Source organism: Mycobacterium sp. TKK-01-0059, from assembly GCF_000709305.1.
Taxonomy (GTDB): Bacteria; Actinomycetota; Actinomycetes; order Mycobacteriales; family Mycobacteriaceae; genus Mycobacterium; species Mycobacterium intracellulare.
This window is the reverse complement of record NZ_KL446994.1, coordinates 92876-106013: the sequence shown is the minus strand read 5'-3', so window position 1 is coordinate 106013 and position 13138 is coordinate 92876. Positions and strand designations below refer to the sequence as shown.

Sequence of the window (13138 nt, the reverse complement as noted above, 5' to 3'; positions counted from 1 at the left end):
CCTAGTCCAGCGGTGACATCTCCTGGAGCACCGTCGGAATGAGCTCGCTGACCGTGGGATGGATGTGCATGGTGCGGGAGAGCGTGGTGTACGGTGCCTTGGCCGACATGACGTCCAGGATGCAGTGAATGGCCTCGTCGCCGCCGACCCCGAAGACGGCGGCCCCCAGGATCTCCTTAGTTTCGGCGTCGACCACGACTTTCATGAAGCCTTGTGTCTCACCCTTTTCCACCGCACGGCCGACTCTGGTCATCGGCCGCTTTCCGACGAGCGCCTTGCGCCCCGACGCGCGGACCTGCTCGACGGTCAGGCCGGCGCGCCCCAGCGGCGGATCGATGTAGAGCGCGTAAGTGGTGATGCGGTCGCTCACCCGCCGCGGGTCGTCATCGAGCAGATTGGCGGCGACGATCTCGAAGTCGTTGTAGGACGTGTGGGTGAACGCGCCCTTGCCGTTACAGTCGCCCATCGCCCAGATGTGCTCGACGCTGGTCTTGAGCTGGTCGTCGACGACGATGTAGCCGCGGGCGTCGGTCCGCACACCGGCGGCCGCCAGGCCCAGGTCGTCGGTGTTGGGGCGCCGGCCCACCGCCAGCAGCAGATGACTCCCCCGGATGGGCGTGGCGCCGTCGCGCGGGGTGAGTTCAAACCCGTTGTCGGTCTTGGTGACCCGCACGTCGTCGGCGTCGACGACGATGTCGATGTCCTCGGCCCGCAAGATGTCTTCGATGGTGGCCGAGACATCCTCGTCTTCGCGCGACGCCAGCCGCGGACCCCGCTCCACCACCGTCACCCGCGCCCCGAAGCGCCGGTACATCTGGGCGAACTCCAGCGCGATGTAGCTGCCTCCCACGATGACGAGATGTGTTGGCAGTTCATCAAGTTCGAGGATCGACGCGTTGGTGAGGAAGTCGACCTCGTCCAGCCCCGGAACGTCGGGCACCACGGCGCGGCCGCCGACGTTGAGGAAGATGCGGTCGGCGTGCAGCAGGTCGTCACCGACCCGCACGGTGTGCGGATCGGTGAATACCGCGTGCCCGCGGACGACGGTGCAGCCGTCCATGCCCTCGAGCCAGTCTTCGACACCCTTGCGGTCGTCGAGCATGATCTCGTCCTTGCGGGCCTTGACTTTCGCCATGTCCACGCTGATCTCGCCGGTGCCGACGCCGTAGTCGGCGCCGCGCCGCGCCAGGTGCGCGGCATGGGCGGAGGCCACCAGCGTCTTGGTAGGGATGCACCCGGTGTTGACGCAGGTGCCGCCAATCAGTTTGCGTTCGACGATCGCGACGCGCTGCCCGGCCGCCGTCAGCCGCCCCGCCAACGGCGGGCCCGCCTGGCCCGCACCGACGATGATCGCGTCGAAATGTTCTGTCACTTAACCGCCGTCAGCAGGTACTCCGTCAGCACGTGGCCCGTCACGGCCACGATGACGAGTCCCCCGACGATCGCGACCGCGTCCTCGAGCAGCGCGATGGGCAGGTCCCGGCCCGCCGCGGCGGCCAGCCGCTTGCGCGCCTGGTAGCCGCCGAGGGTGCCCAGCACCGCGCCGATGACGCCGGCGCCGAGCGCGGTAAAGGTCCAGTGCGGCCAGGCGCCCAGCGCCGCGCCCGCGAGCCCACCCATCACGATGCGGCCCGCGAAGATCGGTGCCGCCGTGCGCGGCGGGGTCTTGGGCAGCTTGTCGTTGATCAATTCGCCGACGGCGAGGACCGTGAAGACGACCACCGCGACGATGCTGGCCATCCAGGACGCCCACGTGCCGTGCAGGTCGATCCACCCCAGGAGGGCGGGGGCGGCGGCCCAGGCGACCACCGCGGGCGCCGTCAGCGAGCGCAACCCGGCAACGACACCAATCAACAAAGCCAGCAACACAACAAGCGCGTGAGTCACGAAGACCTCCTGGAGGACGAAACAGCCGGCGACCTTTTCAGGGACGGCCCATACGCCAACCCGGGCAGTCCCCCGAGGCGGACGCTAACACAGCCGCGGCGGTCGCACCGCGTGTGCAATCAGAACCGGCAAAACCTGATATCGGACGCCAGGATCGCCTTGGCGCCGATGACCGCCAGCTCATCCATGATTTCGTTCACTCCCCGGCGCGGGACGAGCGCCCGGATGGCAACCCAATCCGGATCGGCCAGGGGCGCAATCGTGGGCGACTCCAGCCCCGGGGTGATCGCGGTGGCCTTGTCCAGCACCGAGCGGGGGCAGTCGTAATCGAGCATCAGATACTGCTGGCCGAACACCACACCCTGGATGCGCGCCACCAGCTGATCGCGCGCGGCCTGCGTCCCGGAGCGGCTGGCCTGGTCGCTCTCGATCAGCACGGCTTCCGAATCGCACAGCGGATCACCGAAGGCCACCAGGTTGTGCAGGCTCAGGGTGCGACCGGACCCGACCACGTCGGCGATGGCGTCGGCGACGCCGAGTTGCACCGAGATCTCCACCGCGCCGTCGAGTCTGATGACGGTCGCCTCAATACCCCGGCCCGCCAAGTCTTTTCGGACCAGGTTGGGATACGCCGTAGCGACCCGCTTGCCGGCCAGATCGGCGATCTTCCAGTCGCGCCCGGCCGGGGCGGCGTAGCGGAAGCTCGACGAACCGAATCCCAGCGCCAGGCGTTCCCGCACCGGGGCGTCGGAATCGCCCACCAGATCGCGGCCGGTGATGCCGAAATCCAGCTCGCCCGAACCCACGTAGATGGCAATGTCTTTGGGCCGCAGGAAGAAGAACTCGACCTGATTGGCCGGGTCGATGACGGTCAGATCCTTGGAATCGGTGCGGCGCCGGTAGCCGGCCTCCGCCAAGATCTCGGTGGCCGGCTCGCTCAGCGTGCCCTTGTTGGGAACCGCAACCCGCAGCATGGTCACAGCTTCCGATACACGTCGTCGAGGGACAGCCCGCGGGCGACCATCAGCACCTGTGTCCAGTAGAGCAACTGGCTGATCTCCTCGGCCAGCGCGTCGTCGGGTTCGTGTTCGGCGGCCAGCCACACCTCGCCGGCTTCCTCGAGGATCTTCTTGCCCAGCCCGTGGATGCCGCCGTCGAGCGCGGCGACCGTCGCGCTGCCGGCCGGCCGGGTGCGGGCACGCTCGCCCAGTTCGGCGAACAGATCCTCGAAGGTCTTCACGGCCAGCGATTGTTTCACGCGCCGGTCGGCAAAGTCACGGCGGTTTCGTTCAGCACTGCCTGGTTCAGTCGAATCCGGCGAGGGTGAGCCGCAGCGCTTGCTCCAATTGCTGGTGAAAAGGCGGACTTTCGCCGACATCGGAGGTCAGCCATCCGTCGAGGACGAATTGGACTGTGGCCAAACTGGTGTGGACCAACAATGCGGGTCGAATGTCGGCCATCGCATCGACACCCATCCGGTGAGCGACCTGCTGGATCAGGTTGCCGTGGTCGGTTTCGCTGATCAGCACGGATTTACTCAACAGGTGCGGCGCGGTGGCCACGGCGAGGCGCCAGGTGTCCAGGTTGTCAACGTTGCTGACGTCCCTGGCGTGCGTGACGAACAGTTGGATCAGCGCCTCGACGGGCGACTCGTGTTGCGGTCTCGCACTGTAGGAACCCACGATCTCGGCGGCCGCATCCCGGACGGGGTCGACCAGCAGGCCCTCCTTGGTGGGCGCGTACCGGAAATAGGTGCTGATGGAGATCCCGGCGGCCGACGCGATGTCCTCGGTCGTCACCGCCTCGAAGCCCCGCTCGGCGAAGAGCTGGTGCGCGGTCTGCTGGATCTGGGACAGCAGCTCAGCACGGCGTCGGTCCCGCAACGAACCGGTGTTTGCTGAGGGCATGCCATCACCTTCGTCAATCCGACAAAACAACCCCGCGGTGCGTCCAGCGACGAACTCAGATGAGGGACTCTACACTATTGAAAGTCCCTATCAAATAGGCTAGTGTGATGCAGCACACACCGATGAACTGCAGAGACTTGGCGCTTGTTGACACTATTTTAATAAAGTTAGCGTCCAACGGCGGCCCAACGGCCTCTGCTCGGCACTCAGGACTTAGGGGTGGGAAGAGGGCCGATGACAGCGGTAGCTGGTACGCGATGACCTGTGCCATGGGTTTGCTAGACCGACCGCAGGTCGCGCCGCTATGACGACGGCACAGCTTGACGGCGTTGTCGCCATCCGGGACTGGTCCGTCGGATACGTCAAACGTCATCCGGTCGCCTCCCTGACGACCGTGGGCGAACAGTTCGTCCTGGGTGTGCGCACCGTTCAATATTTCTTCGTCGACCTGATCACCGGGCGGTTCCAATGGCACGAATTCGTCCGGCAGGGCGCGTTCATGGCCGGCACCGCCGTGCTGCCGACGATCCTGGTCTCGCTGCCGATCAGCGTCACCCTGTCCATCCAGTTCGCACTGCTGGCCGGCCAGGTCGGCGCCACCTCGCTGGCCGGCGCGGCCAGCGGACTCGCCGTCATCCGCCAGGGCGCGTCGTTGGTGGCGGCGGTGCTCATGGCATCGGCGGTCGGGTCGGCGATCACCGCCGATCTGGGTTCGCGCACCATGCGCGAGGAAACCGACGCGATGGAGGTGATGGGGGTCTCGGTGATCCGGCGGTTGGTAGTCCCCCGCTTCGCAGCCGCGGTGATGATCGGTGTGGCGCTGACCGGCGTCGTATGCTTCGCCGGATTTTTCGCGAGCTACATGTTCAACGTGTACTTCCAGAACGGCGCGCCGGGCAGCTTCGTGTCGACGTTCGCGTCGTTCGCGACGACCGGTGACATGGTCCTGGCGCTGCTGAAGGCGATCGTGTTCGGCGCCATCGTGGCCATCGTGTCAAGCCAAAAAGGGTTGTCCACCAAGGGCGGACCGACCGGCGTCGCGAACTCGGTGAACGCCGCCGTCGTCGAGGCGATCCTGCTGCTGATGATCGTCAACGTTGCCATCAGCCAGCTCTACATCATGCTGTCGCCCAGGACGGGGCTCTGACGTGACGGCCTCGGCGTATGAGCCTTTCGCACCGATTTCGACGCCGCTGGTCCGGCTCTACCGCAGGGGCAAAGTGCCGATCATCCGGCTCGGCCATCTGCTGGTCTTCTTCGTCCGGGCGGCGGTCGCCGTGCCGCTCGCCGTGCGCCAGTACAGCGGCGAATTCTTGCGGCTGCTGTCGAACATCACCTGGGGCAACGGCTCGATCGTGGTCGGCGGCGGCACCGCGGGCGTGGCGGTGGTGCTGGGCATGACGGTCGGCGCACTCGTAGGGATCGAGGGGTATAACTTCTTGGACCTGCTCGGTCTGGGGCCCGCCACCGGGTTCGTCTCGTCGTTGGTCAACACGCGCGAGCTGGCTCCGCTGATGGCGTCGCTCGCCTTCGCCATGCAGGGCGGCTGCCGCTTCACCGCCCAACTGGGATCCATGCGCATCGCCGAGGAGATCGACGCGTTGGAGTCGATCGCGATCCGCCCCATTCCCTACCTGGTGACCACCCGGCTGATCGCCTCGGTGGTGGCGATCATTCCGCTCTATGCCGCCTGCCTGGCTATCGGCTACTTGAGCACGCAAGTCGTGGTGGGCATCGGCAGCGGCGGTTCGACCGGGTCCTACCTGCACTACTTCACGCTGATGCTCGCCGGCCAGGACATCGTCTATTCGCTGATCAAGGCCGTCATCTTCGTGTGGATCGCCTCCACCATCCAGTGCTACTACGGCTATTACGCCAGCGGCGGACCCGAAGGCGTCGGGGTCGCCGCGGGGCACGGCATGCGGGCCAGCATCACGGTCGTGATCATCGTGAACATGCTGCTCACCATGGCGCTGTGGGGTGTGGATTCCGGCGCAAGGTTCGGCGGGTAGGCCCGTGGCGAGGTCGGTGGATGATGCCCAATTCCCTTGAGCTGGACGGACGCGGCCCCTCCGAGCGCCAGCTGTTCGGCGTTGGCATCGCCGTGGTGGTGGTCAGCGCCCTGGTCACGGCCATGATGTTGGTCAAATCCACTGGCAGGCTGAACGATTACGTGCGAGTGGTTGCCGATCTGGTCAACGTGGGCGATGGCCTTCCGCAGAAGTCGGACGTCAAATACCACGGCGTGCTTGTCGGCATGGTCAACGACGTCGTCCCGGCGGCGCATGGCAAACCCAACTATGTCCACATCGACCTCAAACCCGAATACGCCCAGGCGATTCCGGCCGCCGTGACCGCGCGCGTGGTGCCCAGCAATGTATTCGCGGTGTCGTCGGTGCAGTTGGTAGGTAATGGGCCAGGGGCGAAAATCCGCCAGGGCGCGCATATTCCGGAAGACAAGCAGCTGCCGACCGTGTTGTTCCAAACCACCGTCAGCAAGTTGCGCGACCTGCTGGCCGCCGCGGGGCGCGGCCGCGACGACAGGTCGGTGGGGATCCTGGCCGCCCTGGGTGCGGCCACCGACCACCGTCGCGTCAGCCTGCTCAATGCCGGCGCGCAATTGAATCGCCTTCTCGACCAGCTCAATTCGATTGTCAGCACCGATACCGGCCCGTCGACGGTGTCCGCCCTGCTGGATGCGACGACGGGGCTCGCGCAGACCGCCCCCGATCTTCTCGACGCATTGCATCAGGCCGTCGAACCGATGCGGACCTTCGCCGAGACGCGCGAGCAGCTGGCCTCGCTGGTGTCGGGTGCGGACTACACGGTCGGCACGACGCGCCAGTCGTTCGACAACCACATCGACCAACTCATCCGGATCACCACCGATTTCACGCCGGTGCTCGGCGTGCTGGCGCAAAAGTCGAACAACTTCGTTCCCGCCGTGACCAAGCTGGACAACCTGGCCACCAGTTCATGGAGCAGGTCTGGAACCCGGAGAAGAACCTGGGCAACATGCACGCGATGCTGACGTTCACGCCCAGTTCCACCTACACACGCGCCGACTGTCCGCACTACGGCGAACTCAAGGGGCCCAGCTGCTTTACGGCGCCGCTGATTCCGGTGCGCCCCGACCTGCCCGAGGTGCTGCTGCCGCAGAACTATCATCCGCCCAAGGATCTGGCGCCCCCGCCGGGCACGGTGATCGGGCCGGACGGAAACCTTGTCGCGGTGGGCCCGCCGCTGATCAACCCGACTCCCAATCTGACCGATCCCAATCCCCCGCTGGCCCCGGGGATCACGCCGTCGCCGCCCGTGCCAGGGAGCGCGAATCCCGACAACCCGTCGCCGGGGGCGCCGGCGACTCCGCAGCCGCACCAGCCGTGGGTCGCCCCGGTGGCGCCCAAGGCGCCGTGGATTCCGCAGTCCGCCTTCGGGGGCTCTCGATTCGGGGGGAACGTGGGGCCCGTCGGGAGCCAGTACGAACGAAACATGATGGGCGTGATCACCGGAACGCCCGCCTCGCCGGCCACCGAGCTGCTGCTCGGACCGGTCGCCCATGGCAGCACGGTGTCGCTGGGCCGTCCGGCCGGGGAGGCCCCATGAAGTTTCGCGGTCCACTCATCGCGCTGGCGCTGTTCATGGTCGTCTCGTTGACGCTGACCTGGCTGGTGTATGTGAGCCTGCGCCGTGACGTGGCCGGCGACACCGCACGGTATTCGGCGGTGTTCACCGACGTGTACGGGCTGCGCGAGGGCGACGACGTCCGCATGGCCGGGGTGCGCGTCGGCCGTGTCGAAAAGGTCGAGCTCGACGGGAAATTGGCGAAGGTCTCGTTCGTCGTGCAGCAAGAACAGCGGCTGTTCGGAAACACCCTGGCGTCGGTGACCTACCAGAACATCGTCGGCCAGCGTTACCTCGGACTGTCGTTGGGCAAGGAAGGGAGTCCGGAGCTGCTCGCGCCGGGCAGCACCATACCGGTGGAACGCACCGAGCCGTCGTTCGACGTCACCACGTTGCTCAACGGCTACGAGCCGTTGTTCAGCCTGCTGAACCCGCACGACGCCGACAACCTCACCAAGGGCATCATTCAGTCGCTTCAGGGCGACACCTCGTCGCTGGCCACGCTGGTCGGCCAGACGTCCACGCTCACAGAGACATTCGCGGGCCGGGATCAGGCGCTGGGCAGCGTGATCACCAACCTCAACAAGGTGGTGGGCAACCTCGCGGCGCAGAACGACGATCTCGACGGCGTCATCACCGAGACCCGCAGCGTCGTCGGCGAGCTCGACCGGCGGCGCCCCGACCTGGTCGCCTCCGTGGGCTCGCTGGCGCGGGTGACCGGCCGCCTGTCGACCTCGGCGTCCGACGTCTATCCGGCGCTGCGCGAATTCATCGATCGCAAGCCCGGCGTGGCCCGGCACATCATGGACGTCGAGCCGCAGGTGGCGTTCTTCGGCGACAACATCCCGCTGCTGCTGAAAGGACTTGTCCGGGTCGGCAATCAGGGCGCCTACGGCAACGCCTACGTGTGTGACGTGAACTTCCTGGGGTTCTTCCCCGGCCTCAACGATGTCGTGCCGATCATCATCAACGCCGCCACGCCGGGAAACAGGGCGTGGCACACCCCGAGATGCAGGAGCACCGTCGATGGCTGACAAGACTGTGCGGCAACGGCTTTCGGGGATGAAGCGACGCCCGCTGGAAAGCTACAACAAGACGTGGCTCGGATTCATCGCGGTCGCGGTGGTGGCGGTGGTGATCGGCGTCATGCTGCTGGTGCACGCCATCGGCGCCGGCTATCGCCACTACACCGCGGAGTTCCTGCAAGCCGCCTCGCTGCGGGCCGGCAATCCGATCGTGGTCGCGGGCATCCCGGTGGGCAACGTCACGAGCATGAAACTCGTCGGCGACCACGTCGAGGCCGGGCTGAAGGTTCGGGACAACATCGCGCTGGGCAAGGACTCCCGCGCCCGGATCAAGGTCACCACCATCCTGGGGTCGCGGTACCTCGCGCTGGAACCCAGCGGCCCGGCGCACCTGCCCCACAACACCTTCGACCTGGCTCACACCGAGGTGCCCTACGACCTGCAAGCCGCACTGCAGGACGCGACCACGACGTTCGAGCAGGTCGACTCCGACAGGTTCGCCCAATCGCTGGCGGTGCTGGGCAAGCAGCTCGAGGGCCTGCCCGCGGTTGTGCCGCAGGCGATCACGAACATCAACACGCTGTCGTCGATCATCGCGGTGCGCCGTGACCAGCTGGGCCAGCTACTGCGCAGCACCGAGCAGGTGACGAACACCCTGCGCCGCCAGCAGGCCGGCATCGGCAATCTGATCAACCAGGGCCAAGACCTGCTCGGCCAATTCGTCGCGCGGCGCGCCGTCTTCCACGCGATGATGCAGTCGTTGACAAGTCTCGTTGACACCATGAGTCAGGTCGTGGTCAACGACCGGGCGGGTCTGGACGCGCTGATCAAAGATATGCGGGACTTCACCGCCTTGATGTCCGCGCACGACGACCTGCTGCACAGCATGCTGCAAATCAGCCCGATCTTCTTCCGCGAGGCGGCCAACCTCACGGGCGAGGGCAACGCGGTCAACTTCAACGCCCCCAACGTTCCGCTGATCGACTCGTGGATGTGCGCGATCAGCGGTCGCGCCAAGCAGTTCGGCATGATCCAGTACTTCAAGGACTGCAAGTGAAGGACCGCACGAACAACCCCGGCGCCACGCTCGTCGTCAAGGTGGTGGCCATCGTCGCTGCCGTGGCGGCCATCGCGGTGGTGGCCGTCGCCGGTTGGTGGTACCTGCGCTCCGACGAGGACACGATCACGGTGACCGCCCAATTCGACAGCGCCTCGGGCCTTTACGAGGGCAACGTGGTCGCGGTGCTGGGCATGCCGGTGGGCAAGGTCACCAAGATCAACGCCAAGGGCGGCTATGTCGAGGTCGACTTCACCGTCGACCGCCACGTCAAGATTCCCGCCGACGCGCAGGCCGTGACGGTGTCGACCTCCATCCTCACCGACCGACAGATCGAACTCACGCCGCCCTATCACGACGGGCCGACCCTGCAGAACCACGACACCATCGGGTTGCCCCGCACCAAGACGCCCGTCGAATTCAGCAGCGTCCTCAACGTTTTGGATAAGGTGACCAAATCGCTCGAGGGCGACGGCCACGGCGGCGGCCCGATCGCCGACGTGCTGAACGGTGGCACCGCGGTGGTCAGCGGCAACGGCGAGAAGATCAAAGCCGCTCTCGGCGAGCTGTCCAAGGCGCTGCGCCTGTCCAGCGACGGCGGGACGACGACCCGCGAGCAGATCACCACGATCGTCAAAAACATCAGCACGCTGTTCGACGCCGTGGCCGCCAACGACACGAAATTGCGCGAATTCGCAACCACCATCCACCAAGTCAGCCACATCATGGCGGACGAGGACCTCGGCAGCGGCAGCACCGGACGCAAGCTCGACCACCTGATCCAGCGGGCGGGCGACCTGCTCGACGCCAACCGCGACAACGTCAAGCAGGCCGTCGGCAGCGGCAACACCACGCTGAAGACGGTGGCCGACCAGCGGCGCGACCTGGCCGAGCTCCTGGATCTGGCCCCGCTGCTGGCCGACAACGCCTACAACATGATCGACCGGGCCAACGGCGCCGTGCGGGCCCGCTTCCTCACCGACCGTTTGATCTTCGACAGCCAGTACACCAAGGAGATCTGCAACCTGATGGGTCTTCGGCAACTGGGCTGCAGCACCGGGACCATCCAGGACTTCGGCCCCGATTTCGGGTTGACCTATGTGCTGGACGGTATGGCCGCCATGGGGCAGAAATGATGACCACCCGCGGGCGGGCAATGCCGGCGCTGCTGGCCGCGGTCATGGTGAGCGCCGGATGCGCCACGAATGGCCTTGCCAGCCTGCCCCTTCCGGCGCCGGGGCTGGGTTCGGGCGGCTATTCGCTGAACGCGGTGTTCTCCAACGCGCTCAACCTGCCGATGAACGCCAAGGTCAAGCTCGCCGGCGCCGACGTCGGGCAGCTCGAATCGATGATCGCGCGCAATTACACCGCGCTGACCCGGCTGCGGATCAGGGACGGCGTGCAGCTCCCCCGCGGCAGCACCGCCGAATTGCGCACCGCGACACCGCTGGGCGACGTGTTCGTCGCCCTGAAGCCACCGGCCGCCGGTGATACGGATGCGCCGCTGCTGCGCAACGGCGACACCATCGGCCTGGATTCCACGGCCGCCGCCGCGACGGTCGAGTCGGTGCTGAGCTCGGCGGCGATTCTGGTCAACGGCGGGGCGGTCCGCAATTTCACCAACATCATCAACGGTTTCGGCAAGGCGACCGGCGACCAGGGCCAGGCGTTCGGGGACATGATCCGCAAATCCAACGAGCTGCTCGGGACGCTGGATTCGCGGTCCGATCAGATCAAGAACGCATTGACCCAATTGTCGCACCTGGCCGACCAACTCGACGCCAAGAATCACACCATCAGCGACCTGATGTCGGCCGCCCGTCCCGCCACATCGGCCCTGGCCGACAACACCGCCCAGCTCTCCAATCTGGCCGTGCAGGTGGGCGACACCTCCCGGCTGCTGGCCAGGTTCCCGTCGATCGGCGGAACCGACACCAGCGGCCGCAGCCTGATCCGCGACCTCAACACGGTCGCCGGGGCGGCCAACGATGTGGCGGTGAGCCCCGACACCAGCTGGCTGTCGGTGAATCGACTGATTCCCCCGTTAATCAAATCGACTGCGGGGAACTCAATTTCGGTGAACGTCAGCGTGGACAAGATTCTGCTCGGGTCGCTTCCCGATATCGGATACCCCGGTGACATCGGGCTGCACGGCCCCCACCACTACAACGTGAACCTGCTCGTCGGCACGCTGAAGTACACCCTGTGGCGCCTGCAGGAGCGCGTGGTGGGCCGGGGGCCGGATTCGCCACAGGTTCCGGTGATTCCGGACCCGACCATCCCGGGCCAAATCGACGTCGCCCCCGGTCCCCCGCCCGGGCCCGCCTCGCCACCGGGGCCGCCCGAACCGCCGCCGCCGGGACCCCACCCATGATCCGCACCATCGCCGCGTTCGCGAATTTCGTTGTCCGGGTGGTACGCAGGGGCCACCGGCAACAGGTTTGGTTGTCGGTGGCCGGATTGGTGCTGATCCTCGTCGTCGCCACCGCCTACCTGCTCGTCGGCGCGTTGCGGGTGAAGCCCTTCGCCTCGTCCTACCGGGTCACGGTGCAGTTGCCGGAATCCGGCGGGCTGCTCCCCAATCAGGATGTCGCGCTGCGCGGGGTGCGCATCGGCCGTGTGGAGTCGCTGCAGATCACCGACGACGGGGTGAACGCCGTCGCCAGCATCACCTCGAAGGTGCGGATCCCCGCGAACGCCGTCGTGCACGTCTCGGCGCTGTCGCCGGCCGGCGAGCAGTACATCAACTTCGAGGCCGCGTCCGACGCTGGACCCTATCTGCACGACGGCAGCCGTATCGCCCTGGACCACACCACCGTTCCCGTCAGCCTGGCGCGGTTGCTGGGCGACGCCGACGGGCTGCTGTCCCAGGTCGATCCCCACAAGATCGAATTGATCAAGAAGGAACTGAGCCTGAGCAAGGAGGGCCCGGCGAAGCTGACCGCCATCGTCGACGGCGGCACCTTCCTGCTGTCCACGCTCGACTCGGTGCTGCCCCAGACCACCAGCATCATCAAGACCAGCCGGGTCGTGCTCACCCTGGCAAGCGACGAGAACTCCGGCTTGGGCGCGGCCGCAACGGAACTCAACCGCACGCTGTCCGGCGTGGCCAGGATGCAGGCAGGCTATCGCCGGTTGACTGCGCAGGCGCCGCGCACCCTGTCGGCCGTCGACAATCTGTTCGCCGACAATTCCGACACGATGGTGCAGCTACTGGGCAGCATGGCGACCGTATCGCAGCTGCTGTATCTGCGGGTTCCGGCGCTCAACGCGCTGTTCCCGGACTACCGTGGGTCGGTGTTGGACGCAGTGACGAGCGCGTTCCACGACAACGGGGTGTGGGCGATCGCCGACCTGTACCCCCGCTACGTGTGCGATTATGGGACACCGTCGCACCCGCCGTCGGCCGCCGACTACTACGAGCCCTTCATGTACACCTACTGCCGCGACGACGACCCCGCCGTCTCGATCCGGGGCGCCAAGAACGCGCCGCGGCCGGGCGGCGACGACACGGCCGGTCCGCCGATGGGGGCCAACCTGGGCCGCCGGACCGATCCGACCCCCAAGGGCCGCTTCACCATTCCGACCCCCTACGGCGGCCCGCAGCTGCCGATCGAACCGCCGCACTAGGCCCCGAA

At 66.6% G+C, this 13138-nt stretch carries 12 protein-coding genes and 1 pseudogene; 8 read left to right on the top strand and 5 right to left on the bottom strand.

The window, feature by feature from the left end:
* Position 1: 1 nt before the first annotated feature.
* The 5 genes from K883_RS19715 to K883_RS19695 all read right to left on the bottom strand — a co-directional run bounded on the left by K883_RS19715 (position 2) and on the right by K883_RS19695 (position 3794).
* Positions 2 to 1372, bottom strand: coding sequence for an FAD-containing oxidoreductase (locus tag K883_RS19715; RefSeq protein WP_014711538.1), 1371 nt, complete (start codon positions 1370 to 1372; stop codon positions 2 to 4).
* Positions 1369 to 1887: a membrane protein gene (locus K883_RS19710; RefSeq protein WP_026071592.1), complete on the bottom strand. Its 519-nt coding sequence runs from the start codon at positions 1885 to 1887 to the stop codon at positions 1369 to 1371. The genes K883_RS19715 and K883_RS19710 overlap by 4 nt, the downstream gene beginning before the upstream one ends.
* Before the next feature lie 119 nt (positions 1888 to 2006).
* Positions 2007 to 2861, bottom strand: a complete 855-nt coding sequence (gene hisG / locus K883_RS19705) for an ATP phosphoribosyltransferase (protein ID WP_008256290.1) — start codon at positions 2859 to 2861, stop codon at positions 2007 to 2009.
* 2 nt (positions 2862 to 2863) lie between these two features.
* Positions 2864 to 3145 (bottom strand): phosphoribosyl-ATP diphosphatase, encoded by a 282-nt coding sequence (locus tag K883_RS19700; RefSeq protein ID WP_009953388.1) that lies wholly within the window; start codon positions 3143 to 3145, stop codon positions 2864 to 2866.
* Between the two features lie 46 nt (positions 3146 to 3191).
* The gene (locus K883_RS19695) at positions 3192 to 3794 is read right to left on the bottom strand and encodes a TetR/AcrR family transcriptional regulator (RefSeq protein ID WP_014711537.1); all 603 of its coding nucleotides are present in this window, start codon (positions 3792 to 3794) and stop codon (positions 3192 to 3194) included.
* Between the two features lie 304 nt (positions 3795 to 4098).
* On the opposite strand from K883_RS19695, the gene K883_RS19690 reads away from it, so the two are divergent.
* The 8 genes and pseudogenes from K883_RS19690 to K883_RS19655 all read left to right on the top strand — a co-directional run bounded on the left by K883_RS19690 (position 4099) and on the right by K883_RS19655 (position 13130).
* Positions 4099 to 4941, top strand: a complete 843-nt coding sequence (locus K883_RS19690; protein ID WP_008256279.1) for an MlaE family ABC transporter permease — start codon at positions 4099 to 4101, stop codon at positions 4939 to 4941.
* Between the two features lies 1 nt (position 4942).
* Complete coding sequence (locus tag K883_RS19685) at positions 4943 to 5806, top strand: ABC transporter permease (RefSeq protein WP_014711536.1); 864 nt, start codon at positions 4943 to 4945, stop codon at positions 5804 to 5806.
* Between the two features lie 23 nt (positions 5807 to 5829).
* Positions 5830 to 7400: pseudogene (locus K883_RS19680) on the top strand (MCE family protein).
* Positions 7397 to 8452 (top strand): MlaD family protein, encoded by a 1056-nt coding sequence (locus tag K883_RS19675; RefSeq protein ID WP_009953394.1) that lies wholly within the window; start codon positions 7397 to 7399, stop codon positions 8450 to 8452. Before K883_RS19680 ends, K883_RS19675 begins: the two are co-directional and overlap by 4 nt.
* Positions 8445 to 9500, top strand: a complete 1056-nt coding sequence (locus tag K883_RS19670; protein WP_036455746.1) for an MCE family protein — start codon at positions 8445 to 8447, stop codon at positions 9498 to 9500. The genes K883_RS19675 and K883_RS19670 overlap by 8 nt, the downstream gene beginning before the upstream one ends.
* The gene (locus tag K883_RS19665) at positions 9497 to 10636 is read left to right on the top strand and encodes an MCE family protein (protein ID WP_020822419.1); all 1140 of its coding nucleotides are present in this window, start codon (positions 9497 to 9499) and stop codon (positions 10634 to 10636) included. Before K883_RS19670 ends, K883_RS19665 begins: the two co-directional genes overlap by 4 nt.
* Positions 10633 to 11874 (top strand): MlaD family protein, encoded by a 1242-nt coding sequence (locus K883_RS19660; RefSeq protein ID WP_020822418.1) that lies wholly within the window; start codon positions 10633 to 10635, stop codon positions 11872 to 11874. The genes K883_RS19665 and K883_RS19660 overlap by 4 nt, the downstream gene beginning before the upstream one ends.
* Positions 11871 to 13130 (top strand): MlaD family protein, encoded by a 1260-nt coding sequence (locus K883_RS19655; protein WP_020822417.1) that lies wholly within the window; start codon positions 11871 to 11873, stop codon positions 13128 to 13130. The genes K883_RS19660 and K883_RS19655 overlap by 4 nt, the downstream gene beginning before the upstream one ends.
* Positions 13131 to 13138 lie beyond the last annotated feature (8 nt).

Excerpts from the sequence above, each read along its gene's own strand:
- hisG (WP_008256290.1), bottom strand. The coding sequence starts at position 2,861 with ATGCTGCGGGTTGCGGTTCCCAACAAGGGCACGCTGAGCGAGCCGGCC.
- K883_RS19695 (WP_014711537.1), bottom strand. The coding sequence starts at position 3,794 with ATGCCCTCAGCAAACACCGGTTCGTTGCGGGACCGACGCCGTGCTGAG.
- K883_RS19690 (WP_008256279.1), top strand. The coding sequence starts at position 4,099 with ATGACGACGGCACAGCTTGACGGCGTTGTCGCCATCCGGGACTGGTCC.
- K883_RS19675 (WP_009953394.1), top strand. The coding sequence starts at position 7,397 with ATGAAGTTTCGCGGTCCACTCATCGCGCTGGCGCTGTTCATGGTCGTC.
- K883_RS19670 (WP_036455746.1), top strand. The coding sequence starts at position 8,445 with ATGGCTGACAAGACTGTGCGGCAACGGCTTTCGGGGATGAAGCGACGC.
- K883_RS19660 (WP_020822418.1), top strand. The coding sequence starts at position 10,633 with ATGATGACCACCCGCGGGCGGGCAATGCCGGCGCTGCTGGCCGCGGTC.
- K883_RS19655 (WP_020822417.1), top strand. The coding sequence starts at position 11,871 with ATGATCCGCACCATCGCCGCGTTCGCGAATTTCGTTGTCCGGGTGGTA.